Source organism: Pseudomonas sp. SWRI68, assembly GCF_014269165.1.
Taxonomy (GTDB): domain Bacteria; phylum Pseudomonadota; class Gammaproteobacteria; order Pseudomonadales; family Pseudomonadaceae; genus Aquipseudomonas; species Aquipseudomonas capeferrum.
This window is the reverse complement of record NZ_JABWRU010000001.1, coordinates 15,700-39,220: the sequence shown is the minus strand read 5'-3', so window position 1 is coordinate 39,220 and position 23,521 is coordinate 15,700. Positions and strand designations below refer to the sequence as shown.

Annotated in this window: 23 protein-coding genes; 10 read left to right on the top strand and 13 right to left on the bottom strand. The window is 63.4% G+C overall.

Going from position 1 to position 23,521, the window contains the following annotated elements; translation table 11 throughout:
- Positions 1-151: 151 nt before the first annotated feature.
- From mksB to mksF, 3 genes are read left to right on the top strand one after another with little or no spacing between them, the layout of a single operon-like run.
- Positions 152-1,441 carry an Mks condensin complex protein MksB gene (gene mksB / locus HU770_RS00170; RefSeq protein ID WP_186662858.1) on the top strand — a complete coding sequence of 430 codons (1,290 nt, stop codon included), beginning with the start codon at positions 152-154 and terminating at the stop codon, positions 1,439-1,441.
- Positions 1,431-2,138: an Mks condensin complex protein MksE gene (gene mksE / locus HU770_RS00165; protein WP_033701368.1), complete on the top strand. Its 708-nt coding sequence runs from the start codon at positions 1,431-1,433 to the stop codon at positions 2,136-2,138. The genes mksB and mksE overlap by 11 nt, the downstream gene beginning before the upstream one ends.
- The gene (gene mksF / locus HU770_RS00160) at positions 2,135-4,966 is read left to right on the top strand and encodes an Mks condensin complex protein MksF (RefSeq protein WP_186662857.1); all 2,832 of its coding nucleotides are present in this window, start codon (positions 2,135-2,137) and stop codon (positions 4,964-4,966) included. The genes mksE and mksF overlap by 4 nt, the downstream gene beginning before the upstream one ends.
- A gap of 151 nt (positions 4,967-5,117) precedes the next feature.
- On the opposite strand, the gene HU770_RS00155 is transcribed toward mksF, so the two are convergent.
- The 5 genes from HU770_RS00155 to rplU form a co-directional block, all read right to left on the bottom strand.
- The gene (locus HU770_RS00155) at positions 5,118-5,579 is read right to left on the bottom strand and encodes a CreA family protein (RefSeq protein ID WP_047582786.1); all 462 of its coding nucleotides are present in this window, start codon (positions 5,577-5,579) and stop codon (positions 5,118-5,120) included.
- On the bottom strand, positions 5,576-6,694 hold the full coding sequence (proB, locus tag HU770_RS00150; RefSeq protein WP_033701371.1) for a glutamate 5-kinase: 1,119 nt from the start codon (positions 6,692-6,694) through the stop codon (positions 5,576-5,578). Before proB ends, HU770_RS00155 begins: the two co-directional genes overlap by 4 nt.
- An 85-nt stretch (positions 6,695-6,779) precedes the next feature.
- Positions 6,780-8,006: an Obg family GTPase CgtA gene (gene cgtA, locus HU770_RS00145; RefSeq protein ID WP_033701372.1), complete on the bottom strand. Its 1,227-nt coding sequence runs from the start codon at positions 8,004-8,006 to the stop codon at positions 6,780-6,782.
- Between the two features lie 188 nt (positions 8,007-8,194).
- Positions 8,195-8,452: a 50S ribosomal protein L27 gene (gene rpmA / locus HU770_RS00140; protein WP_008092023.1), complete on the bottom strand. Its 258-nt coding sequence runs from the start codon at positions 8,450-8,452 to the stop codon at positions 8,195-8,197.
- A 38-nt stretch (positions 8,453-8,490) separates the two neighbouring features.
- On the bottom strand, positions 8,491-8,805 hold the full coding sequence (gene rplU / locus HU770_RS00135) for a 50S ribosomal protein L21 (RefSeq protein WP_003247466.1): 315 nt from the start codon (positions 8,803-8,805) through the stop codon (positions 8,491-8,493).
- Between the two features lie 245 nt (positions 8,806-9,050).
- Here rplU and HU770_RS00130 point away from each other — a divergent pair, with 245 nt between their 5' ends.
- The 3 genes from HU770_RS00130 (at position 9,051) to HU770_RS00120 (ending at position 10,911) form a co-directional block, all read left to right on the top strand.
- On the top strand, positions 9,051-10,019 hold the full coding sequence (locus HU770_RS00130) for a polyprenyl synthetase family protein (RefSeq protein ID WP_033701373.1): 969 nt from the start codon (positions 9,051-9,053) through the stop codon (positions 10,017-10,019).
- A gap of 153 nt (positions 10,020-10,172) precedes the next feature.
- Positions 10,173-10,514, top strand: a complete 342-nt coding sequence (locus HU770_RS00125; protein ID WP_033701376.1) for a zinc ribbon domain-containing protein YjdM — start codon at positions 10,173-10,175, stop codon at positions 10,512-10,514.
- 151 nt (positions 10,515-10,665) lie between these two features.
- Positions 10,666-10,911 carry a hypothetical protein gene (locus tag HU770_RS00120; RefSeq protein WP_003256316.1) on the top strand — a complete coding sequence of 82 codons (246 nt, stop codon included), beginning with the start codon at positions 10,666-10,668 and terminating at the stop codon, positions 10,909-10,911.
- A gap of 26 nt (positions 10,912-10,937) precedes the next feature.
- Here the strand turns inward: HU770_RS00120 and HU770_RS00115 are convergent, their stop codons facing one another.
- From HU770_RS00115 to HU770_RS00095, 5 genes are all read right to left on the bottom strand, one after another.
- Entirely contained in the window at positions 10,938-11,555 is a 618-nt protein-coding gene (locus HU770_RS00115; protein WP_033701378.1) for an FKBP-type peptidyl-prolyl cis-trans isomerase, read from the bottom strand.
- A gap of 85 nt (positions 11,556-11,640) precedes the next feature.
- Positions 11,641-11,946, bottom strand: coding sequence for a DUF6482 family protein (locus tag HU770_RS00110; RefSeq protein ID WP_033701379.1), 306 nt, complete (start codon positions 11,944-11,946; stop codon positions 11,641-11,643).
- A 109-nt stretch (positions 11,947-12,055) separates the two neighbouring features.
- Positions 12,056-12,544 (bottom strand): TIGR00645 family protein, encoded by a 489-nt coding sequence (locus HU770_RS00105; RefSeq protein ID WP_016501546.1) that lies wholly within the window; start codon positions 12,542-12,544, stop codon positions 12,056-12,058.
- Between the two features lie 176 nt (positions 12,545-12,720).
- On the bottom strand, positions 12,721-13,059 hold the full coding sequence (locus HU770_RS00100) for a hypothetical protein (protein WP_016713353.1): 339 nt from the start codon (positions 13,057-13,059) through the stop codon (positions 12,721-12,723).
- A gap of 162 nt (positions 13,060-13,221) precedes the next feature.
- Entirely contained in the window at positions 13,222-15,660 is a 2,439-nt protein-coding gene (locus HU770_RS00095) for an ATP-binding protein (protein ID WP_033701381.1), read from the bottom strand.
- A 254-nt stretch (positions 15,661-15,914) separates the two neighbouring features.
- Between HU770_RS00095 and HU770_RS00090 the strand changes: the two genes are divergently transcribed.
- The 4 genes from HU770_RS00090 to HU770_RS00075 all read left to right on the top strand — a co-directional run bounded on the left by HU770_RS00090 (position 15,915) and on the right by HU770_RS00075 (position 19,331).
- Entirely contained in the window at positions 15,915-16,403 is a 489-nt protein-coding gene (locus HU770_RS00090; protein WP_033701382.1) for a DUF3015 domain-containing protein, read from the top strand.
- A 75-nt stretch (positions 16,404-16,478) separates the two neighbouring features.
- Positions 16,479-18,332, top strand: coding sequence for a DUF4105 domain-containing protein (locus tag HU770_RS00085; RefSeq protein WP_186660564.1), 1,854 nt, complete (start codon positions 16,479-16,481; stop codon positions 18,330-18,332).
- 78 nt (positions 18,333-18,410) lie between these two features.
- Positions 18,411-18,767 (top strand): lipoprotein, encoded by a 357-nt coding sequence (locus HU770_RS00080; RefSeq protein ID WP_033701385.1) that lies wholly within the window; start codon positions 18,411-18,413, stop codon positions 18,765-18,767.
- A 66-nt stretch (positions 18,768-18,833) separates the two neighbouring features.
- On the top strand, positions 18,834-19,331 hold the full coding sequence (locus tag HU770_RS00075; RefSeq protein WP_186660566.1) for a GreA/GreB family elongation factor: 498 nt from the start codon (positions 18,834-18,836) through the stop codon (positions 19,329-19,331).
- A 66-nt stretch (positions 19,332-19,397) separates the two neighbouring features.
- On the opposite strand, the gene gdhA is transcribed toward HU770_RS00075, so the two are convergent.
- From gdhA to HU770_RS00060, 3 genes are all read right to left on the bottom strand, one after another.
- Positions 19,398-20,738: an NADP-specific glutamate dehydrogenase gene (gene gdhA, locus HU770_RS00070; RefSeq protein WP_186662856.1), complete on the bottom strand. Its 1,341-nt coding sequence runs from the start codon at positions 20,736-20,738 to the stop codon at positions 19,398-19,400.
- A 324-nt stretch (positions 20,739-21,062) separates the two neighbouring features.
- A complete protein-coding gene (gene ettA / locus HU770_RS00065) occupies positions 21,063-22,730 on the bottom strand; it encodes an energy-dependent translational throttle protein EttA (RefSeq protein WP_027594531.1) in 1,668 nt (555 codons plus the stop codon).
- Between the two features lie 260 nt (positions 22,731-22,990).
- Positions 22,991-23,389: a hypothetical protein gene (locus HU770_RS00060; RefSeq protein WP_047582799.1), complete on the bottom strand. Its 399-nt coding sequence runs from the start codon at positions 23,387-23,389 to the stop codon at positions 22,991-22,993.
- Positions 23,390-23,521: the final 132 nt, after the last annotated feature.

Genomic DNA, 23,521 nt, shown 5'->3' with positions numbered 1-23,521 from the left:
CCCGGGCGGCGCTCGGTCTCCCAGGCGCCAAAGCCCTCCCGCCATACACACAAATAAACAAAGGCCATTTCTCATTACAGACCAAGGGGTGAAATCCTCCCCCCCGTATGCAGTACAATCGCCCCCTTTTTCTTGGCAACGAGTCGAAGCCATGATCGAACCCAAGCGCGTCCTGCGCGCCCTAGCCGAACACTGGGCCCTGATCGAGCCGCTGTGCGAACGTTTCGACCAGGGCACCCTGAGCCTGGTCGAACTGCGTCAGCATGTGGCCCGCCAGCAGGTCGAGAGTACCCCGCAGGACATCACCCAGCTGCTCGACGTGTGGATCCGCCTGGATATCCTGGTGCCGGTGGCCAAGAGCCCGAACCGCTTCGAGCTCAACGCCCAGATCCACGACTTCCTCGCCTACCTACGCCGCGAACACCGCTTGGGCCTGTGCCTGGAGATCGAAGCCTACCTGCGCCACCTGGAACGCCTTGCCGGGCACATCCAGGATGCTTTCGACAACCGCGACAGCGACGACCTGGCGCGCCAGTTGCGCCTGCTCGACATGCGCGTGCGCGATGTGCTGAAGAAGCTCGACAACGACGAGCAGGCCCTGGTGGCCGTGGCCGAGCGGGCCAAGACCAGCAACCGCCAGATCCCGCTGCGCCAGCGCTACGCTGAAGTCCTCGCAACCTGGGACGAGTACGTCGAGCCGATGATCCAGCTGGTCAACGCCGACGGCGCCTTCGAACAGGGCGTGCGCAAGGTCGAAACCGTGCTGCTGCGCCTGCTGGGCGAGCAGGCGCGCCTGGGCCACCTGGTCGACGACGACATGCTGCTGCGTACCCACGCGCGCATCCTGGAAATGCAGACCAGCGCCCAGCTGACCCTGCGCCACGCCCGGGAACTGCTGCTGCCACTGCGCGAAGAAGCGCGCCGGCACAACGCCGTGACCCGTGGCGCCGCCCTGGCGCTGTCGGTGATCCGCCGCAAGGGCATCGATGCCGTGCCGCAAGCGGCCATGCCGATGTTCACCCGGCCGCAGAGCACCTTCCTCGGCAGCGCCAGCCAGGTCGAGGCCTATGTCTACGCTTTGGCCCGTTTCGAGCCCAAGCCTGCGCGCTTCCCCAAGGCGCACAAGACCGACAAAGACCCATTGCCGCGCGCGCCACGTACGGTCAAGGAAATGCTCCAACGCTGCGAGCAGGCCCTGCCGCTGCCCGACCTGATGGTCTGGCTGCTGGAGCAGGAGCCCGACGGCGCCACCGACGAACTGCTGTACTGGTTCTCGCGCCTGTCGCGCGAGAAGCGCTTCCAGCGCGAGCGCCTCGAACGCCGCGACTACACCACCCACGAACACCTGGTCAGCCTGCGCTCGTTCGCCCTGACGTCCAGCCGTGAAGACGTCGCCAGAACGACTGCCGAATCCAACGCGAGCCCAGCCAATGCATCTTGATCTTTCCGAACTGTCCCAGCTCGCACCGATCTTCCGCGAGCTGTTCAAAGGTTTCCACGTCAGCCGCCGTGACCCCGAGCTGTACGCTCAGCTGTCGAACTTCCAGGACCAGTACCGCACCCTGTTCAAGGCCCTGGGCTTCGAACTGGTGTGCGACACCCGTGGTTTCTATTACTTCGTGCCCGAGCTTGCCGCCGCGCAGGTCAACAAGACCGCCCAGCGCCTGTCGCTGTTCACCTTCATCCTGGTCGAGCACCTGGCCGACCAGGGCCGCGACCCAATGGCCGTGCTCGACGGCGGCAGCATTGGCCGCGACGAACTGCCATCGCTGCTGGAAAAGTACCGCGACCTGTTCCTGCAGGCCGAAGTGCAAACCGTCGAAGAGCTGGAAGAAAAAATCCTGCGGCGCATGACCCAGCTCGGCTTCGCCTTCGAGGAAGGCGGTATCTACCGCTTCCTGCCGCCGATGCACCGCTTCCTCGACGTCTGCCTGTCGGTGCAGCAGGACCGCGACCTGGCCGCCACCCTGCACAGCGACCTGCCTTTGCCGACCCCGGTACTGGCCGAGGAAGAAAGCCCGGAGCAACTCAACCGCACCGACGACCCGCTCGACCTGTCGCCATTCGAAGGCGACGAGAGCGAAGAGGACGCCCTGGCCCGGGCCATCCGCGAAGAGCAACAGGAGATTGACGCATGAGCCAGGAACGCTACGGCATCCGCCGCTTTGCTTTGCTCAACACCGCCGGCTACAGCCTTGGCCTGTTCCCGCTGGAGCACCCGCTGTCGGTGTACGGCGCCAACAACCTGGGTAAATCGGCCTCGATCAACGCCCTGCAGTTCCCGATCCTGGCGCGCATGTCCGACATGAGCTTCGGCAAGTACAGCCTGGAGCAGTCGCGTCGCTTCTACTTCGCCAGCGACACCTCGTACATCCTCTGCGAACTGAACCTGCCCCACGGCCCGCACGTGATCGGCGTGGTCGGCCGCGGCCCGGGCGGCGGTTTCGGCCACCAGTTCTTCGCCTACAAGGGCGAACTGGACCTGGCCCATTACCAGAAGAACGACACCTGCCTGCGTCAGAAAGAGCTGTTCACCAACCTCGAGCGCCTGGGCCTGAAGGCCTACGAGCTCAAGCCCGACGAGCTGCGTCGGCTGCTGGTCGGCGGCCACACCTCGGTGCCGCTGGACCTGACCATGATCCCGCTGCGCTCGACCAGCGAGCAAAGCCTGAAAACCTTCCGCGCGTTGTTCATCAACCTGCTGCACATGCGCGAGATCACCGCAGCCAAGCTCAAGCAGCTGTTCCTCGACGCCTTCGAGCACAGCCTGCGCTCGGGCAGCGTCGACTACATCGCGGCCTGCGAAGAAGCCTTCCGCGACGTGCGCCGCATGGAGCAGGACTACAACGCCCTGGTCGCCGCCGGCCCGCTGGTCGAAGCCCTCGCCGGTGGCGTTGCCCAGCGCGACATTCTGCGCGGCAAGCTGCACCGCCTCTCGCCCCTGCTCGACAACCTGCTGGGCACCTGGCAGGAATACGCCATGGCGCGCAAGGAAGAGCTGGTCATCCAGTCCGAGCACTACCGTGGCGAACAGGACCGGCTGCAGAACGACCAACGCGGAGGCACCCAAGAACTGATGCGGCTGGAGCGCGAGATCACCGGCATCCAGCGCTGGCTCGGCGAGCTGTCGGTGCTCAAGCGCCGCTTCGCCCTGGTCGATGACGTCAAGGTCCTGGAGCAGCAGTTGCTGGCCGCCAAGGATGCCCACGACGAACTGGCGGGCGCCCTGGCCCAGTCGCGGCAGTTCTCTGCCGAAGACCTGGACGAGCGCGTACGCGACCTGGAAAAACGCGTCAAGCAGGTCAAGCAGCAGCTCGAACACGCCGACAACAACAGCTATGCCCGCCTGCGCGAGGAGTTCTCGCAGCAGGACGTCGACCGCCTGATGCGCCTGTTCAACGGCGCGCTGTTCAGCCTGCCGCTGGGCGAGCGCGGCATCGAACTGGACGACAGCGACCTGTGGGTGAAGTCGCTGGAAGCGGTGCTCGATGGCTTCAAAGGCGAGCGCTTCGAGGCTCCGGGCCTTTCCATCGATATCTCGCACATCGACCCACCGGCCCTGCAGGCGCTGGCCGACCGCGCCGCCCTGCGCGACCAGAAGGACCGCCTGGAGCGCGAGCTCAAGCAGCTCAAGACCCAGCAGGCCGTGGCCGCCGACCGCTCCGCCTCCAAGGCGCAGACGGAAACCTTGTACCAGGCCGTACTGGATGCGCAGAAGGCGCTGGAAGACTTCCGTCGCAGCGAAACGCTGGCGGCCGAAGAACCCGAGAAACTGGAGCACTTGTCACAACTGGAAGCGGCCCAGGACGAGCTCAAACGCTCCAGCGATGCCTTCACCGAGCGCGTCCAGCAACTGTCGGCCAAGCTGCAACTGGTCGGCCGCCAGCTCGGCGACCTGGAGTCCAAGCAGCGCACCCTTGAAGACGCCCTGCGCCGCCGCCAGCTGCTGCCAGCCGACCTGCCTTACGGCACGCCGTTCATGGAAGCGGTCGACGACTCGATGGACAACCTGCTGCCGATGCTCAACGACTACCAGGACAGCTGGCAGGGCTTGCAGCGGGTGGACAACCAGATCGAGGCGCTGTACGCCCAGGTGCGCCTCAAGGGCGTGGCCAAGTTCGACAGCGAAGACGACATGGAGCGCCGCCTGCAACTGCTGGTCAACGCCTACGCGCACCGCACCGATGAGGCCCTGACCTTGGCCAAGGCGCGCCGCGCCGCAGTCACCGACATCGCCCGGACCCTGCGCAACATCCGTAGCGACTACGACAGCCTCGAGCACCAACTGGCGCTGTTCAACCGCGAGATCAACAAACGCCAGGTGTCCAACCTGCAGAGCTTCCGCGTGGTGCTGGCACCGAACAAGGAAGCGCTCAAGCACATCGACCAGATCATCCACAGCGCCGGCCAGTACGAGGAAGGCGAAACCCTGTCGGTGTTCGACCTGACGCAGAACTCCGACCAGGACCACAAGAACGAAGAGGCCAAGGAGTACCTGGCACGGCTGGTGGCGGCCAACCACAACCAGCTGGGCCTCAAGGACCTGTTCGAACTGGCCTTCGAGATCACCAAGGTCAATGGCCAGCCGGTGATCCACGCCGACATCGACGGCGCCGCGTCCAACGGCACCACCATGACCATCAAGGCGCTGACCAACATGTACTTGTTGCTGCACCTGATGGACCGTGACCTGGCCGGGCGCATTCGCCTGCCGTACTACCTCGACGAGGCGGCAGACATCGACGAACGCAACCAGGCGGCCTTGCTGGAAACCAGCCTGCAACTGGGCTTTGTGCCGATTCTGGCGAGTGTGAAGCCGCAGGTGTCGGCCAAGGTGGCGATCGACCTGGAAGGCGGTAGCGGGCCAAATGGCATCTACATTGATGAGGCGGACTGGAAGTTCATCAGCCGGCTGGATGAGGTGAAGGCCGACGTGCGTGAGGATCAGGCCGAAGCACTGGCCTGATTACTCTTCGATAGGGGCCGCTTTGCGGCCCAATCGCGGGGCAAGCCCGCTCCCACAACTACCCCGCCGCCTGTGATGACTGCGCTGAGTCTGTGGGAGCGGGCTTGCCCCGCGAAAGGAGGCCAAAGGCCTCCCAACTTTCACCGGCCTATCAATGAGCCCAAGGCAAGATCGGAATCGCCGTCACCGCATTCTGCGGGCTGCCTTCGATCATGCGGTCGCTATACACCAGGTACACCAAGGTATTGCGCTTCTTGTCGAGGAAGCGCACCACCTGCATGGTCTTGAACACCAGCGAGGTGCGTTCCTTGAACACTTCTTCGCCGTCTTTGAGCTCACCCTTGAAGTTGATCGGCCCCACCTGACGGCAGGCAATCGACGCCTCGGCACGGTCCTCAGCCAGGCCCAGGCCGCCCTTCATACCGCCCGTCTTGGCGCGCGACAGGTAGCACGTCACACCCTCGACCTTGGGGTCATCAAAAGCCTCGACCACAATGCGGTCGTTCGGCCCGAGGAACTTGAACACGGTCGACACCTGGCCAACCTCTTCCGCTGCGGCCAGCATCGGCAGTGCCAATGCCGCCACGGCAATCACCCGCTTGAACCTATTCATACCAGCACCAGGTTGTCGCGGTGCACCAGCTCCGGCTCGGCGCTGTAACCGAGCAGGGCCTCGATGGCATCGGACGACTGGCCGATGATTTTCTGCGCTTCGAGGGCGCTGTAGTTGGCCAGGCCGCGGGCCACTTCAAGGCCGTCCGGGCCGACGCACACCACCATCTCGCCACGGCGGAAACTGCCCTGCACGGTCTTCACGCCAACCGGCAACAGGCTCTTGTTGGCCTGGCGCAGTGCCTGCACGGCGCCGGCGTCGAGCACCAGCGTGCCACGGGTTTGCAGGTGCCCGGCCAGCCACTGCTTGCGCGCAGCGAGCATGCCGCGTTCAGGCGACAGCAAGGTGCCCAGGCGCTCACCCCCCTTGAGGCGATCAAGCACGCGCTCGATGCGGCCACCGATGATGATGGTATGCGCACCGGAACGTGCCGCCAGGCGTGCGGCGCGCAGCTTGGTCTGCATACCGCCACGGCCCAGCGCGCCACCGGTGCCACCGGCCACGGCGTCGAGCGCCGGGTCGTCGGCACGGGCTTCATAGATCAGCTGGGCTTCGGGGTTGTTGCGCGGGTCGGCGTCGAACATGCCGTCGCGGTCGGTGAGAATCACCAGCAGGTCGGCTTCCACCAGGTTGGCCACCAGCGCGGCCAACGTGTCGTTGTCGCCGAAGCGGATCTCGTCGGTGACCACGGTGTCGTTTTCGTTGATCACCGGCACCACGCCGAGGTCGACCAACGTGCGCAGGGTGCTGCGCGCGTTCAGGTAACGTTTGCGGTCGGACAGGTCGTCATGGGTCAGGAGGATCTGCGCGGTGTGCTTGCCGTGCTCGCCGAAGCTCGACTCCCAGGCCTGCACCAGGCGCATCTGGCCGATCGAAGCGGCGGCCTGCAGCTCGTTCATCGCGCTCGGTCGCGAGGTCCAGCCCAGCTGGCTCATGCCCGCTGCCACTGCCCCCGAAGAGACCAGCACCAACTCCACGCCTGCCTCACGCAGCGCGACCATCTGCTCGACCCAAACGGCCATTGCGCCGCGATCCAGGCCTTTGCCATCGGCGGTCAGCAGCGCACTGCCAATCTTCACGACCCAGCGCTTGGCGCCCGTCACCTTGCTTCGCATCTTCTTCCAACCTATGTCGAATCTGTAGATACAGTGGATACAAAAACGCCGCTCCAGAGAGCGGCGTTTAGTGTACTGCAACCGGTCAGTCGCGCACGTAAATGATTTCCGGGCCGTCTTCGTCGTCCTCGAAATCATCGTCCCAACCGTCATCGTCGCCGATGTCGTGGACGCTCTTGACGCCTGTGCGACGCAGGGTACGGGCGTCGTCCAGAGCCTGCAGCTGGGCGCGGGCTTCGTCTTCGATGCGCTGGTCGAGGTCGGCCAGCTCGGCGGCGAAGACCGGGTCGTTGGCCAGGCGGTCGGCGCGGTCTTCGAGGTAGCGCATCAGGTCGTGGCTGAGCTTGTCGGTGCCCTGCTTGGAGATGGCCGAGATCACGTAGACCGGGCCTTCCCACTGCAAGCGCTCGACCACTTCCTTGACCCGCTCGTCGCGCTCGTCGTCCATGACCATGTCAGACTTGTTCAGCACCAGCCAGCGCTCACGCTCGGCCAGCGATGGGCTGAAGCGGGTCAGCTCGTTGACGATCACTTCTGCGGCATCGGCCGGGCTGCTTTCGTCCAGCGGCGCCATGTCGACCAGGTGCAGCAGCACGCGGGTGCGCGCCAGGTGCTTGAGGAAGCGGATACCCAGGCCGGCACCGTCGGATGCGCCTTCGATCAGGCCGGGGATGTCGGCAATGACGAAGCTCTTCCAGCGGTCGACGCTGACCACGCCCAGGTTCGGCACCAAGGTGGTGAACGGGTAGTCGGCGACTTTCGGCTTGGCAGCCGACACCGAACGGATGAAGGTGCTCTTGCCAGCGTTTGGCAGGCCGAGCAGGCCGACGTCGGCCAGGACCTTCATTTCCATTTTCAGGTCGCGCTGGTCACCTGGCTTGCCCGGGGTGGTCTGACGCGGCGCACGGTTGGTGCTCGACTTGAAGCGGGTGTTGCCCAGGCCGTGCCAGCCGCCTTGGGCGACCATCAGCTTCTGGCCAGGGGTGATCAGGTCACCGATCACTTCCTGGGTGGTGGCGTCGATCACCGTGGTGCCGACCGGCACCCGCAGGAACAGGTCTTCACCCTTCTTGCCGGTGCAGTCGGTGCTGCCACCGTTGGCGCCCCGCTGGGCCTCATGGTGACGGGTGTAGCGGTAGTCGACCAGGGTGTTGAGGTTTTCGTCGGCAACCATGTACACCGAACCGCCGTCACCACCGTCGCCGCCGTTAGGGCCACCGTTTTCGATGAATTTTTCGCGACGGAAGCTCATGCAACCGTTACCGCCGTCACCGGCTTTGACTCGAATCGATACTTCGTCAACAAACTTCATTAAAACCGCCCCTCGTCTTCCGACGAGCTGAATACTTAAAAAACCTGAGGCTCTTGCAAAAATGAGCGCGGCGGCCCCGTACGACCGTAGAAACCCACGCCGGCAGCCCATACAAACAGCTTTGCAAGAGGCTCACCACAAACGAAAAAGCCCCGTCGCATGACGGGGCTTCTGGAGCGACGTCGCGATTAGGCTGCGACGATGCTCACGTAACGGCGGTTGAACTCGCCTTTCTTCTCGAACTTGATCACGCCTTCGATCTTGGCGAACAGGGTGTGATCCTTGCCCATGCCAACGCCGTAGCCGGCGTGGAACTGGGTGCCGCGCTGACGGACGATGATGTTGCCGGCCTTGACGACCTGGCTGCCATACATCTTCACGCCAAGGCGTTTCGATTCTGAGTCGCGACCGTTACGGGTACTACCACCAGCCTTCTTGTGAGCCATGGTTCAATTCTCCAAATAAATTCAGGGGATCTAGGGGATTAAGCCTGGATGCCGGTGATTTTGATCTCGGTGAACCACTGGCGGTGGCCCATACGCTTCATGTGGTGCTTACGACGACGGAACTTGATGATGCGGACTTTATCGTGACGGCCTTGCGAAACGACTTCAGCAACAACTTTAGCGCCGGCGACGACTGGAGCGCCGATGGTGACTTCTTCACCGTTGGCAACCAGCAGAACGCGATCGAAAGTCACGGATTCGCCAGTGGCGACTTCCAGTTTTTCGATCTTGAGGAATTCACCTTCAGCGACTTTGTACTGCTTGCCGCCGGTAACGATTACTGCGTAAGACATGGGTATTTCTCCGATAATCCTGCTCACCCAGCGCTTTATATGATGAGTATTGGCTGGCATGGCTGCATGGGGCTGGAACGGCCCGGTGCAATTGCGTAAGGCAGGTGCTGCCCAGGAAGTTAGGGTGCGCGATTGTACGCAACCCCGGTTTTGCTTGCAAGTACCGCCCCCGTGGCGCTGGCACCGCGCCTTGACACACCGGGACCCGCGACCTAGCATGCCGCGCAACGTTAATGGAGCAGCCGATGCAACCCCAAACCTTCTACCGCGCGGTGGCTGATGATTTCAGCGCCGTCGACGAGATCATCAAGAAGCAGCTGACCTCGCGCGTGCCGCTGGTATCGAAGATCGGCGACTACATCACGTCGGCCGGTGGCAAGCGCCTGCGTCCCCTGCTGGTCCTGCTGTGTGGCAAGGCCCTGGGCCGCGAAGGCGACGACCTGCGCCTGCTGGCAGCGACCATCGAGTTCCTGCACACCGCCACCTTGCTGCACGACGACGTGGTCGACATGTCCGGCATGCGCCGCGGCCGTTCCACCGCCAATGCGCTGTGGGGCAACGCACCGAGCGTGCTGGTGGGCGACTTCCTTTATTCGCGCTCGTTCGAAATGATGGTCGAACTGGGTTCGATGCCGGTCATGCAGATCCTCTCCAAGGCCACCCGCGTCATCGCCGAGGGTGAAGTGCTGCAGCTGTCGCGCGTGCGCGATGCCAGCACCACGGAAGAGGTGTACATGGAGGTCATCCGCGGCAAGACCGCCATGCTGTTCGAGGCCTCGACCCACAGCGCCGCCGCGCTGGCCGGCGCCAGCGACGCGCAGCGCGAGGCCCTGCGCACCTTCGGCGACCACCTGGGTGTGGCCTTCCAGCTGGTCGACGACCTGCTGGACTACAAGGGCGACTCGCAGACCCTGGGCAAGAACGTTGGTGACGACCTGGCCGAGGGCAAGCCTACCCTGCCGCTGATCTACACCATGCGCGAAGGCACGCCTGAACAGGCTGCGCTGGTGCGCCAGGCGATCCAGAAGGGTGGCCTTGAAGACCTCGAGCAGATCCGCGCAGCGGTCGAAGCCTCGGGCGCGCTGGACTACACCGCGCAGATGGCACGTGACTACGTGAAGCGGGCTATCGAGTGCCTGGAAGTGCTGCCGGCCAGTGAATATCGCGATGCGTTGATCGAGCTGAGCGAGTTTGCGGTAGCGCGTACGCACTAACATCGCGCCACCTTCATCGCGGGCAAGCCCGCTCCTACAGGCCCATGTAGGAGCGGGCTTGCCCGCGATGCTTTTGCAAGGACAAAACACTTCACAGAGAAAACCTTATACAATATGGGCCTTTTCAACCGCCTGTCTGTTTAAGGAACCGAAGTGAGCACTTTGCCGCCCTGCCCCAAATGCAATTCCGAATACACCTACGAGGATGGCACCCAGCTGATCTGCCCCGAGTGCGCGCACGAGTGGTCGGCCAACGGCGAAGCCGATGCCGCCAGCGATGACGTGGTGAAAAAGGATTCGGTCGGCAATGTGCTGCAGGACGGCGACACCGTCACCGTCATCAAGGACCTCAAGGTCAAGGGCTCGTCCCTGGTGGTCAAGGTCGGCACCAAGGTCAAGAACATCCGCCTGTGCGACGGCGACCACGACATCGATTGCAAGATCGACGGCATCGGCGCCATGAAGCTGAAGTCCGAGTTCGTGCGCAAGGTCTGACCCTCGGGTGCGACGGGGCTACCTTTCTGGTGGCCCTGACAGATCCTGCAACAGGGTCACTGCACCATTCGGCAAAAATACGCCAATAGACCCTTGCTATTTTGATAATAAGAATTATTCTCATTGGAACTGCTATCCAAGGAGAATAGCCATGACCTATCTGATCGACGCCTGGCTGGACCGCCCTCACCCTTACCTGCGCATCTTGCATCGCGAGACCGGCGAAGTGTGCGCGGTACTTGAAGAAGAAGCCCTTGATGAACTGCGCGACCAGGGCGACCTGGACATGAGCGGGCTGAATTCGAGCGAACCTGGGGTGCTCAAGGAGCTGGTGCGGAATTTGTTTCTGTTCTGCTATGCGCGGGCGTTGCGCCCTGGGGGGACGGATTGGAACTGAGGCCGGCTAAGCCGGCCCCATAGGCATTACAGAACGTCGAGCAGCTCGACGTCGAACACCAGTACGCTGTGCGGGGGGATGCTGCCAACGCCTTGGGCGCCGTAGGCCAGCTCGCTCGGCACGTACAGGCGCCATTTGCTGCCAGCGTTCATCAGCTGCAGGGCTTCGGTCCAGCCAGCGATCACGCCGCCTACCGGGAATTCAGCCGGCTGGCCACGCTCGTAGGAGCTGTCGAACACGGTGCCATCGATCAGGGTGCCATGGTAGTGGGTGCGCACGTTGCTTTCGCGGGTCGGCTTGGCGCCTTCACCTGCGGTCAGCACTTCGAACTGCAGGCCCGAAGCCAGGGTGGTGATGCCTTCGCGCTTGGCGTTTTCGGCCAGGAATTCCTTGCCGGCACCAGCCGCTGCTTCAGCCTTGGCAGCTGCCTCGGCTTGCATGATGTCGCGGATGACCTTGAAGCTGGCCGACAGGTCGGCTTCGCTGACGCGGCTGTCGGCGCCGTTGAAGGCGTCGGTCAGGCCGGCCAAGATGGCGTCCAGGCTGACGCCTGGTGGCGGGTTGTCACGCAGTTGGCCACCCAGCTGACGGCCGATGCCGTAGCTGACGCGGGTTTCGTCGGTAGACAGGTTGAGTTCGGACATTGTCGTGCTCCACTGCAGGGCGCAGTGAAGCCGCGCCCTTGATGAAAAGGGCGAGCAGCCTAGCACACTGGGGCGCCTGGAGCAGCTACCAGGCCGAACGCTGGGAAATCGGTACTTTCAGGTCTTCTTCGGGGTGCGTGCCCATGCCGCACATTTCGTCCTGCACTGACCAGTGCAACAAGTTCAGTGACAGCAATGGAAGGGCTTTGAGCAGGTCACGCGCTTCTTCCACGGAGTGCACGCGCAAGCGTTGCCCACGGCTGTCGGAAAGCGGATGCGCACGGCCCTTGACCCGGGCCTCAAGCAGGTAATCACCACCTTCGATGGCGATCAGGTTGAGTTCGTCGACATGGCCAACCCTGGCCTCGGTATTGAGCTGATGCAGGTTCATGAGAGCACCTCGCAGCGGGAACCGCATGAGTGCTCATTTTTTGTACAGGGCCAGGGAATACACAAGGTAAAACTGACGCCACTCGTCAGTTTTACCCTATCAAGCGGGCTCAGTGCTTGGTGAGCTTGTCCAGGTAACCCATGCAGAAGGCCGACACCACGAAGGTCATGTGGATGATCACGTACCACATCAGATAGTCGGTGGAGATGTTCTGTGCGTCCATGAACACGCGCAGCAGGTGAATCGACGAAATGGCGACGATCGAGGCAGCAACTTTCATCTTCAGCGAAGATGAGTCCATCTTGCCGAGCCAGTTGAGCTTCTCTTTGCTGTCGTCGATGTCCAGTTGCGAGACGAAGTTCTCGTAGCCGGAAATCATCACCATCACCAGCAGGCCACCCACCAGCGACATGTCGATCAGCGACAGGATCACCAGGATCAGGTCGGCTTCGCTCAGGGCAAATACGTTGGGCAGGACGTGAACGACTTCCTGGAAGAACTTCAGGGCCAGGGCCAACAGCCCGAGGGACAAGCCGAAGTAGATAGGGGCGAGCAGCCAGCGCGAGGCATACATCGCATTTTCGAGAATACGTTCCATGGAGGGTAGGGACTCGTCAGGTGACTGAAAAAGCGACGGCGAGTATAGCCAGCCACCTGCTGCAGCAAAAGCCCGGCTCCGCTATGCAGGGCAATCGCGACACAAGGCCGCACCCGGCCACCGCTGTGGGAGCCGCCGTGTGTCGCGAATGGGGACGCAGCGGCCCCAGCAATCGCCTAGCTTTCCGGATGGAACTGATAATCCCCCAGGTTACGACAGCGCTCGCCATTGATGCGCCGCAACTGGGCCTGCAGGTGCAGGCACCAGATCTGCGGGTCTTCGGCAACCTGATACCCGTGTAGCGTCAGGCTGTCGACAATGGCATTGAGCACCGACTCGGCCACCAGCGGCCCGTGAAACGGCCCCTGGGCCTTGATGGCCGAAGGTTGCTCGCCGGCCATGCCGGCGGCGAACAGCAGCGTCCACATGCCGTTGTCGCCGGCCAGTGGGCGGATGCTGCATTCGATGCGGGTCACCAGGCCCAGGCACTGGCGAGTAAGGCTGAGGTTGCGCATGGCCGCGTCCCCTCCAATGAGCCCTGTTCAGCCTGAAACCCTCAGGCTGTTTCCATCCTGAACGCTGATACCGTCCTAAGTTCCAGCATAGAGGAACAGCACAGAAAGTTGGAAAACCGGCGCTGAACGGTAGCACATCGCCGCCAGCGCCGGTTTATTGACTTAGGCCGGCTTAGCCTGCGCAATCACCTCTTCCAGGCGTTCCTTTTCTGCCTCTTTGATGTCCTCTTCACTGATCATCTCGGCGATTTCGCGCAGGCGCTCCACCACGCGGGCGTTGACGCTGCCCTCGGTGAACTCGCCATTTTCATCCGCCGTGCCGGCCTCCTCGCCCACCAGCAGGCTCAGCGCCTCGTCGGCCTGGCTGACCGCATACACGTGGAACTGCCCGCCTTCGACCGCCTGCAGTACCCGCTCGTCGAGCATCAGCGTGGCCACGTTGGCACGCGGGATGATCACGCCTTGATCGCCGGTCAAGCCGCGCGCCTCGCAGAGCCGGAAGAAGCCCTCGATCTTCTCGTTGACCCCACCCACCGCCTGCACTTCACCGAACTGGTTGATCGAACCGGTGATGGCAAAGCATTGCTTGAGCGGCGTGCGCGACAACGCCGAGATCAGCGTGCACACCTCACCCAGCGAGGCACTGTCACCGTCGACGTAACCGTAGGACTGCTCCAGGGCAATGCTCGCCGAAATGGCCAGCGGGAACTCCTGGGCGTAGCGGCTACCCAGGTAGCCGGTGAGAATCATCACGCCCTTGGAGTGGATCGGCTGGCCCAGGTTGACCTCACGCTCAATGTCGACGATGCCGCTGCCGCCGGGGTAGACCGTGGCCGAGATACGCGCCGGCATGCCGAATGCCGAATCACCCACCTCCAGCACCGTCAGGCCGTTGCACTTGCCGATGGCCGCGCCTTCGGTGTCGATCAGGATGATGCCGGCGAGCATGTCGTCCAGCACCCGCTGCGACACACGCCCGGTGCGGGTGGCCTTGGCCTTGAGCGCACGCTCGATGTGCCCGGCGTCGGTCATCTCGTCGCTGGCCAGCTGGCGAATGAAGTCGGCCTCACTGACCAGCTGGAACAGGTCACCGATGCGTGCCGACAGCCGCGACTGGTTTTCCGCCAGCCGGGCGCTGTAGGTGGCCAGGCGCGCCACGGCGTCGCTGGTCAGCGGCGCCATGCCTTCTTCGTTGGTGCGGGTACGCAAGAGCTGGGCAAATTGCTCCAGGTTCTCGTCGACCATGGGCATGTCTTCGTCGAAGTCCACCAGCACCCGGAACATTTCCTGGAAGTCCGGATCATGGTCCTGCAGCGCGTAGTAGAGCTGACGCGAGCCGATGATCACCAGCTTGACGTTGAGCGGGATCATCTGCGGCGTCAGGCTGACGCTCGCCACCCGGCCCAGCTCGCCCAGCGGCGACTCCATCTTCAGCTTGCGCGACTGCAGCGCCCGCTTGAGGGCATCCCAGACGAAGGGCTCGCCGAGCATCTTCTCGGCTTCAAGAATCAGGAAGCCGCCGTTGGCCCGGTGCAACGCCCCCGGGCGCAACTGGCGGTAGGAGGTGTACAGCGCGCCCTGGTCGGTGCTGTATTCGATCCGGCCAAACAGGTTGTCGTAGGTCGGGTGCGGCTCGAACACCACCGGCGCGCCACCGTCGTGGTGATGACCCACCACCAGGCTCGGCGCGTATTGCTCTTCGAGCATCTTGCGCGCCACGGCGTCGGTCTTGCTGTCATCGACCAGTTGCTCGACCACGGTGCGCAGCAGGTTCAACTGCACCGACTGCAGGTAGGCGCAGACCGCCGCGTTCTCGGCGTACTTTTCCGACAGCGGCGCCAGCAGCGGCTGCAGGGCCAGGGTAATGGTTTCTTCGTTGAGCTGGCGCAGCTGGTTGTTCGACTCACGCTTCCACTGCGGCAGGCTGGCCAGCTCTTCGTTGAGGCGCTCCTCGAGCAGGGCGATGTCTTCGTGGAACTGCTCACGCACCGCCTCCGGCAGTTGCGCGAACTCGGCCTCGTCCAGCGCCTTGCCTTCGGCCATCGGGGTGAAGGCGACGTTACTGGCGTCGCGGTACAGGGCCACGTCTTTTTCCAGCGAAGCGCGCTCGATCACATCCAGGGCGCGGTCATAACGCTGGTTGAAGGCACGGTCGATGGCGCCCTTCTTCTGCTGGTACGACGGGTGCTCGAACACCGCCGGGAAGGTCGACAACAGGTTGTCGATCAGCCCGTTCATGTCGGTGATGAATTCACCGGCTGTGCCCGAAGGCAGCTCCAGGGCACGCGGCTCGCGGGTGTCTTCGTAATGGTTGACGTAGACCCAGTCGGCAGGGGTGTGTTGGCGCTTGCCCTCGGCCTTGAGGTAGCGCTTGACGAACGAGAAGCGGCCGGTGCCGGGCTCGCCCATCACATACACGTTGTAGCCAGGGCGGGGCATGGCCACGCCGAATTGCAGGGCCTCGACTGCTCGCTCCTGGCCCAGGACACCTCGAAACGGCTCCAGATCGTCAGTGTGGGTAAAAGCAAACTGCTCGGGGGAAAAACGCCGGGTCAGGGCTTCAGGCGCAAGACGCAGGCGCGCAGCGACAGGATCGGGCATTGGGTTTCCTTACTTCGGCGGGGCGGATACGCAGCATTCTGGCGCTGCCCGCGCGCGCCTTGCAAGGCTCGGCGGGACTTTATGTCGCAGTCGCGATAACACAGCGCTTCAGGCAAATTTTTCGCAATCAACAACGCAACCTTTAGATCGTGCCTAAACTCCAAGCTGCGCGGGTGGGTGAAAAGCTTTCCCGCCTGGCAACCGAGTTGCCAGAAACCCTGACCCTTGGTTAAGACAAATAGAGAACAAATGCTATGAAACGGATTCTTCTGGGTACTCTGTTCACCGTGGTCTCCCTCAATGCCATGGCCGAGGCGCCTGGCGGCCCGAACTGCGGCTGGGGCAACATGCTGTTCGAAGGCCAGCGCGGTACGCCGGCCCACTTCCTGGCTTCCACCACCAACGGTACCTCCGGTAATGCCACCTTCGGCATGACCTCCGGCACCAACGGCTGCTCCACCAAGGCTTCGCTGACCTATGGCGGCAAGTCCTGGTTTGCCATGAACGGCATGATGAACGAACTGTCCGAAGACATGGCCATGGGCAAGGGCGAGGCTCTGACCACCTATGCCGTGGTACTGGGTGTAGCGCCTGAAGACCGCACCTACTTCGAGTCGGTCACCCACCAGCACTTCAACCAGATCTTCAGCAGCGCCGACGTCACGGCCGAAACCGTGCACAGCAACACCCTGGCGGTGTTGAAGAGCGACCCACGCCTGGCCAAGTACGCAACCGAGGCTTAAGTGCAGCTTGCCCCGCCCCACCTCCGGGGCGGGTTTCGCCTTTTTTTCGGCATCGTGAAGAAGTAGTTGCCCGATATGCTCAAACGCCTCGCTTACCTGGCGCTGTGTGCCTGCGCCCCTGTTCATGCTGCGCCTGCGCTGGATGAAGGCCGTATTCAGCAACTGGCCAGTACCCCCTACTGGATCGCCCTGGGCCATTACGAGACTGCCAAGCTCGGTGGCTGGCGAAGCTATGTGGACGACACCCGGTTCTTTCTCGCCGAGGATGGCGCGCACCACCCCGACCAAGAGCTGCGGGCCACGGTGCAGGCGCTGTATGCGTCGGCCAGCCTGGGCGACAAGCATGCCCAGTGCGTCTTTCCGGCACGCACCCGTTGGCTCAAGGAACAACTGGGGCTGACTGACCTGCCGCAGCCCGACTGCCAGGAATTCAAGACCTGGTACACCTCGATCGACCCGCACAGCGCCGCGCTGATCTTCCCGGCGGCCTACCTGAACAGCCCATCGTCGATGTTCGGCCATACACTGCTGCGCATCGACCAGTCCACCACCCACAGCGACGACACCACGCTGCTGAGCTACGCGATCAACTTCGGCGCCTACATCGAAGGCAGCGACAACAGCATCCTGTACGCCTGGAAGGGCCTGATGGGCGGCTATCCAGGCCTGTTTGCGCTGATGCCGTACCAAGAGAAGCTGTCCGAGTACCGCAGCCTGGAAAACCGCGACCTGTGGGAGTACAAGCTGGACCTCACCCCGCAAGAGACCGGGCGCATGGTCGAGCATGTGTGGGAGCTCAAGCAGATCCAGTTCGATTACTTCTTCTTCGACGAGAACTGCTCCTATCGCCTGCTGGAACTGCTGCAAGTAGCCCGGCCGAGCCTGGACCTGACCTCGCAGTTTCCGCTGACCGCCATCCCCACCGACACGGTCAAGGCGGTGCGCCAGTCTGGCCTGGTGGCCAGCGTCAACTACCGGCCTTCACGCGAGCGCGAACTGCTGGCCCGCGCCGAGCCTTTGGCCCCCCACGAAAAGCAGCAGGTACTGGCGGTCAGCGCCGATACCGCGCAGTTGCAAAGCCCGGCCTTCACCGCCCTGCCGCGCGAGCGCCAGGCGCTGGTGCAGGACGCCGCCTACCGCCTGGAGCGCTACCGCGCCAACGGCCAGGAGCGCGACCCGGGCCAGGCCACGCGCAGCTTCGAGCTGCTGCGGGCGATCAACCGCAACCCGCCGCCAGCGCTGGATATCGAGCGCCCCGGGCTGCCCGAAGATGGCCATGACTCACGCACCTGGCAGCTCGGTGTCGGCACGCGGGAAGACCGCGCCTACGCCGAGTACGGCCTGCGCATGGCCTATCACGACCTCAACGACAACGCCTACGGCTTCCCGCTGGGCGCGCAGATCGAGATCTTGCAGCTCAAAGTGCGCCAGTACGAAGGCAACGACTGGCAGGTACAGCGCCTGGACCTCGCCACCATTCGCTCCCTGACGCCGCGCAACGCGCTGCTCAAGCCGTGGTCATGGCAAGTGACCGGCGGCCTGGAGCGGGTGCCGGGCAAGCATGACGACGAGGTGCTGGTAAGCCATGTGAACGGCGGTGCCGGCGGTACCTGGCAACTGGCCGATGGCTTGCTGGGCTTCGCCCTGGGCACGGTACGCGTGGAGCACCACAACGACTTCGCCGAGTTCATTTCCCCGGCGGCGGGCTTCAACGGCGGGCTGCTGTGGCGCAACGGGCTGGGCAACATGACGCTGGAGGCCAAGGGCGACTTCTTCACCAATGGCGAGGTGCGCCGCAGTGTAAGCCTGAACCAGCAATGGGAAATCAGCCGCAACCTGGGCCTGCGGCTAAGTGCGTCGCGTGAGTTCAGCCACCTGGCGACGGCGCAGAACGAGGTGATGCTGGAGCTGAAGTGGTACCACTACTGACTCTTTGACGCTGTTTTGACAGCCCACCGACAAACCGCCACCTAGACTCTCCCGCATCAACTGGAGGGTCTGGTGGCTATGTCGCGGTACTGGTTAGGCCTGTGCTTTGCCTTTTTGCTGTCTGGGTGCGCAACGACCCACGAACAGATGCTCAACCACGGTTACCCGCCCGCCTACGCCGATGGCTTCCAGGATGGCTGCAGCAGCGGCCGCCAGGCTGCCGGGCTGATGGTCGGCGACTTTCGCAAGGACGTGCCGCGCTACCTGCACAACCGCCAGTACGAAAGCGGCTGGGACGATGGTTTTCGCCAGTGTCACGCCCTGCAGAACAGCGAAGAGCAGCGTCAGTACCGCGACCGCTACTGGGACCAACGCGACCGTGACTGGGAGCAGGAGAAAGACCGCGGCGCTGCGCGGGCCTACCGCCACCCCTAGGTCGCAATCGGACATCCTTTGAAACCGGCGGCCTGCCATCATGGTCTTCAGCACAAGGAGGCCACCATGAGCCGAGCATTCGTCAACGAAGACCAGGCCGCCGCCCAGGCCGACCAGCCGGTAGAGCGGCGGGTCAGCGAGCAGCCCAACTACGTCACGGCCCTGGGCCTGGCGCAACTGCAGCAACGGGTGGCCGAACTCAACACAGTGCGCAGCCAGCTGCAGGCCCAGGGCGAGCGTGCCGACAAGCAGCGCCTGGCCGATACCGAGCGTGACCTGCGCTACTTCAGCGCCCGGGTGCAGAGTGCCCAGGTGGTGCCAGCCGCCACTTCGCGGAGCAAGGTGCAGATTGGTAGCCGGGTGAGGTTTGTCGATGAGCACGACCAGGCGCACGAGGTGCAGCTGGTTGGGGAAGATCAGGCCGATGCGGGGCGCGGGTTGATCAATTGGGGGGCGCCGCTGGGGCGGGCTTTGCTAGGCGCGGGGCCTGGGGATGAAGTGGTTTGGCGGCGGCCGGTAGGGGATCAGACGATCGAGGTGGTCGCCATCGAGGGTGAGGCGTGAGGCCGCCCCCACACCTGTAGGAGCGGCGAGCCGATGGGGCCGCAAAGCGGCCCCATCGGTTTTGGATCAGACCACGCCCTGCGCCAGCATGGCATCAGCTACTTTCACAAAGCCGGCGATGTTCGCGCCCTTGACGTAGTTGATCTTGCCGTCAGCCTCTTCACCGTAGTGAACACAGGCATGGTGAATCGACTGCATGATGTTGTGCAGCTTGCTGTCCACTTCACCGGCCGTCCACAGCAGGCGCATGGCGTTCTGCGACATCTCCAGGCCCGACACGGCCACGCCGCCAGCGTTGGACGCCTTGCCCGGAGCGTACAGGATGCCCGCGTCCAGGAAGATATCCACAGCCGCGAGGGTGGTCGGCATGTTGGCGCCTTCGGCCACGCAGAAGCAGCCATTGCGCAGCAGGGTGCGGGCGTCTTCGGTGTCCAGCTCGTTCTGCGTGGCGCACGGCAGGGCGATGTCGCACGGCAGGCTCCACGGGGTCTGGCCCTTGCGGAACTCCAGGCCGAACTCGCCCGCCAGGGTGCTGAGGCGACCACGCTTGACGTTTTTCAGCTCCATCACGGCGTCCCACTGGGCGTCGCTCAGGCCCGCTTCGGCGTACAGGGTGCCCTCGGAATCGGACAGCGAGATGACCTTGCCGCCCAGGTCCATGACCTTGCGTGCGGCATACTGTGCCACGTTGCCCGAGCCGGAAATCGCCACGCGACGGCCATCGATGCGCAGGTCGCGGCGCTTGAGCATCTCTTCAGCGAAGTAGACGCAGCCGTAGCCGGTGGCCTCTGGGCGAATCAGGCTGCCGCCATAGGTCATGCCTTTGCCGGTCAGTACCGAGGTGAACTGGTTGGCCAGGCGCTTGTACTGGCCGAACATGAAGCCAATCTCGCGGGCGCCCACGCCGATGTCACCGGCAGGCACGTCGACGTCGGCACCGATGTGGCGGTACAGCTCGCTCATGAAGGCCTGGCAGAAGCGCATCACTTCTGCATCGCTCTTGCCCTTCGGGTCGAAGTCCGAGCCACCTTTGCCGCCACCCATGGGCAGCGAGGTCAGGGAGTTCTTGAACACCTGCTCGAAGGCCAGGAACTTGAGCACGCTCAGGTTGACCGACGGGTGGAAGCGCAGGCCGCCCTTGTACGGGCCGATGGCGCTGCTCATCTGGATGCGGTAGCCGCGGTTGACCTGGACCTTGCCCTGGTCATCGACCCACGAAACGCGGAACAGCACCGCGCGCTCGGGTTCGACCATGCGCTCCAGGATACCGGCCTGCAGGTAATGGGGGTTGGCTTCGAGGAACGGCCACAGAGTGCGCAAGACTTCTTCCACTGCCTGGTGGAACTCGGGCTGGGCAGGATCGCGTTGCTTGAGGCGCGCGAGGAAATTATCGACAGATTCGACCATGGTAGACATCTCACCAAGAGGGATTGGACTTATTGGTTTTTTTTCGAATGTACCAAGAAGCAATCGCACGAGAACAGGGCGTGATGTCGTTTTTTTGAAATTATTTGGTGCGTTTTATATAAATGTATACAAAATTGATGGATTGTTGTTAGCAGGTCGGGCCTCTTCGCGGGGCAAGCCCGCTCCCACAGGATCTATGAAAGGCCCCAGATCGCTGGAAATTGTGTGGGAGCGGGCTTGCCCCGCGAAGGGGGTGGCACCCATTGATGCCAGGCACAAAAATGGGGCCCCTGAGGGCCCCATTCTTGTGCATCGAAAACGGGCTTACTGGGCCAGCTTCTTGTGCCGTACACGGTGCGGCTGGGCAGCAGCATCGCCCAGGCGCTTCTTGCGGTCAGCTTCGTACTCGGTGTAGTTGCCTTCGAAGAACATCACGTTCGAGTCGTCTTCGTACGCCAGGATGTGCGTGGCCACACGGTCCAGGAACCAACGGTCGTGGGAAATCACGATCGCGGCGCCTGGGAAGTCCAGCAGGGCTTCTTCCAGCGAACGCAGGGTTTCGACGTCGAGGTCGTTGGACGGTTCGTCGAGCAGCAGGACGTTACCGCCCTCCTTCAGGGTCAGGGCCAGGTGCAGACGGCCACGCTCACCACCGGACAGGTCCTTGACGAACTTCTGCTGGTCGCCGCCCTTGAAGTTGAAGCGGCCAACGTAGGTGCGCGACGGGATCTCGTAGTTACCGATGCGGATCTGGTCGGAACCGTCGGAGATCTGCTGGAACACGGTCTTGCTGCCGTCCAGGTCTTCGCGGCTCTGGTCGACACAGGCCAGTTGCACGGTTTCGCCGATCTCGATGCTGCCCGAGTCCGGCTGCTCCTTGCCCATCAGCATGCGGAACAGGGTCGACTTACCGGCGCCGTTACCACCGATCACGCCGACGATGGCGCCTTTGGGCATGGCGAACGACAGGTTGTCGATCAGCACGCGATCGCCATAGCCTTTGGAAACGTTCTTGAACTCGATGACCTTGTCACCCAGGCGCGGGCCGGCCGGGATGTAGATCTCGTTGGTTTCGCTGCGCTTCTGGAATTCCTGCGACTGCATTTCTTCAAAGCGCTGCAGACGTGCCTTGGATTTGGACTGGCGGGCCTTGGCGCCTTTGCGCACCCACTCCAGTTCCTCTTTCATGGCCTTCTCGTGGGCGCTCTGCTGCTTGGATTCCTGCGCCAGACGGTCCGACTTGGCTTCCAGCCAGCCCGAGTAGTTGCCTTCGTACGGGATACCGGCGCCGCGGTCCAGTTCGAGGATCCAGCCGGCGACGTTGTCGAGGAAGTAACGGTCGTGGGTAATCGCTACCACGGTGCCGGGGAAGTCGTGCAGGAAGCGCTCCAGCCAGGCCACCGAGTCGGCGTCCAGGTGGTTGGTCGGTTCGTCGAGCAGCAGCATGTCGGGTGCCGACAGCAGCAGACGGCACAGGGCCACACGGCGCTTTTCACCACCGGACAGGTGTTCGATTTTCGCGTCCCAGGCCGGCAGGCGCAGGGCGTCGGCGGCAACGTCCAGCTGGCGCTCGAGGTTGTGGCCGTCGGCAGCCTGCAGGATCGACTCGAGCTTGGCCTGCTCGGCGGCCAGCTTGTCGAAGTCGGCGTCGGGTTCTGCGTAAGCCGCGTAGACCTCGTCCAGGCGAGCCTGGGCGTCCTTGATCACGCTGACCGCTTCTTCGACTACTTCACGTACGGTCTTGGCCGGGTCGAGTTGCGGTTCCTGCGGCAGGTAGCCGACGTTGATGTCGGGCATCGGACGGGCTTCGCCGTCGAATTCCTTGTCGACGCCCGCCATGATCCGCAGCAGGGTCGATTTACCCGCGCCGTTCAGGCCGAGCACGCCGATCTTGGCGCCTGGGAAGAACGACAGGGAGATGTTCTTGAGAATTTCGCGCTTCGGCGGCACGACCTTGCTCAGCCGATGCATGGTGTAGACGTATTGAGCCAAAACCAAGCCCTCTAAATAGGTAAAGACATCGACGAACGCCCCGGCAATGGGCCAGGGGGATGTGTTTACGGGGTGTCATTGAACAAAGTCGACCATTCTACGCCAACGCGCGGCGTTGCATAGGAGGGCCGGGTGGGGGGATCAACAGGGGGCCGCTTACGGCCCATTCGCGGGACAAGCCCGCCCCTACAGGTCGATTGCGGCTGTGGGAGCGGGCTTGCCCCGCGAATGAACCAGCAAACACAATTGCCCGAAAAGGCTCAGACGTGACGCTGTTTGGCCTTGCCCCGCGGCAACCGGCAACCGCCACCCTGCTCGGCCAGGCGCGCGGCCCAGGCAGACTTGACGCTGAAGCCACCCTTGCGGGCAGGCTGCTCGGCGGCCTTGGCCGGCTTGGCGGCAGGCTTGCTGACGGCCTGGGTAGCCGGCTGTTTCACCACGGGCGCGGCCGCAACCGGTGCTGCTGCCGCCTTGGCGGTCTTGCGCAGTTCGGCCAGCGACGGGGCCTTGCTTTTCGAGGCGGCTGCCGCCTCGGGTTTGACCAGCGAACGCTGGCACGACTTGCAGGATACGTCCTCGGTCACGGCAGTGCTGACAAGGGTCTGACTGCTGCGCCCACAGGCGGAATCGAGGCCATTGGAGGAAAAGTGAGTAACCAAAACCGAACATCTCCGAAGCGTTGTCATTGAAGCGGGCGGCATTCTCGCACAGGTTGCAGGGGCTTGCCGAACCACAGGGGCGCGACCACGACCGTCGGCAGGCCGAGCGCCAGCGGACAACCGGGCTGGCAC

Bases quoted from the DNA above. Each gene is read 5' to 3' on its own strand.
- mksB (WP_186662858.1), top strand. From the start codon at position 152: ATGATCGAACCCAAGCGCGTCCTGCGCGCCCTAGCCGAACACTGGGCC.
- mksE (WP_033701368.1), top strand. From the start codon at position 1,431: ATGCATCTTGATCTTTCCGAACTGTCCCAGCTCGCACCGATCTTCCGC.
- mksF (WP_186662857.1), top strand. From the start codon at position 2,135: ATGAGCCAGGAACGCTACGGCATCCGCCGCTTTGCTTTGCTCAACACC.
- HU770_RS00155 (WP_047582786.1), bottom strand. From the start codon at position 5,579: ATGAATAGGTTCAAGCGGGTGATTGCCGTGGCGGCATTGGCACTGCCG.
- proB (WP_033701371.1), bottom strand. From the start codon at position 6,694: ATGCGAAGCAAGGTGACGGGCGCCAAGCGCTGGGTCGTGAAGATTGGC.
- cgtA (WP_033701372.1), bottom strand. From the start codon at position 8,006: ATGAAGTTTGTTGACGAAGTATCGATTCGAGTCAAAGCCGGTGACGGC.
- rpmA (WP_008092023.1), bottom strand. From the start codon at position 8,452: ATGGCTCACAAGAAGGCTGGTGGTAGTACCCGTAACGGTCGCGACTCA.
- rplU (WP_003247466.1), bottom strand. From the start codon at position 8,805: ATGTCTTACGCAGTAATCGTTACCGGCGGCAAGCAGTACAAAGTCGCT.
- HU770_RS00130 (WP_033701373.1), top strand. From the start codon at position 9,051: ATGCAACCCCAAACCTTCTACCGCGCGGTGGCTGATGATTTCAGCGCC.
- HU770_RS00120 (WP_003256316.1), top strand. From the start codon at position 10,666: ATGACCTATCTGATCGACGCCTGGCTGGACCGCCCTCACCCTTACCTG.
- HU770_RS00115 (WP_033701378.1), bottom strand. From the start codon at position 11,555: ATGTCCGAACTCAACCTGTCTACCGACGAAACCCGCGTCAGCTACGGC.
- HU770_RS00110 (WP_033701379.1), bottom strand. From the start codon at position 11,946: ATGAACCTGCATCAGCTCAATACCGAGGCCAGGGTTGGCCATGTCGAC.
- HU770_RS00105 (WP_016501546.1), bottom strand. From the start codon at position 12,544: ATGGAACGTATTCTCGAAAATGCGATGTATGCCTCGCGCTGGCTGCTC.
- HU770_RS00100 (WP_016713353.1), bottom strand. From the start codon at position 13,059: ATGCGCAACCTCAGCCTTACTCGCCAGTGCCTGGGCCTGGTGACCCGC.
- HU770_RS00095 (WP_033701381.1), bottom strand. From the start codon at position 15,660: ATGCCCGATCCTGTCGCTGCGCGCCTGCGTCTTGCGCCTGAAGCCCTG.
- HU770_RS00090 (WP_033701382.1), top strand. From the start codon at position 15,915: ATGAAACGGATTCTTCTGGGTACTCTGTTCACCGTGGTCTCCCTCAAT.
- HU770_RS00085 (WP_186660564.1), top strand. From the start codon at position 16,479: ATGCTCAAACGCCTCGCTTACCTGGCGCTGTGTGCCTGCGCCCCTGTT.
- HU770_RS00080 (WP_033701385.1), top strand. From the start codon at position 18,411: ATGTCGCGGTACTGGTTAGGCCTGTGCTTTGCCTTTTTGCTGTCTGGG.
- HU770_RS00075 (WP_186660566.1), top strand. From the start codon at position 18,834: ATGAGCCGAGCATTCGTCAACGAAGACCAGGCCGCCGCCCAGGCCGAC.
- gdhA (WP_186662856.1), bottom strand. From the start codon at position 20,738: ATGGTCGAATCTGTCGATAATTTCCTCGCGCGCCTCAAGCAACGCGAT.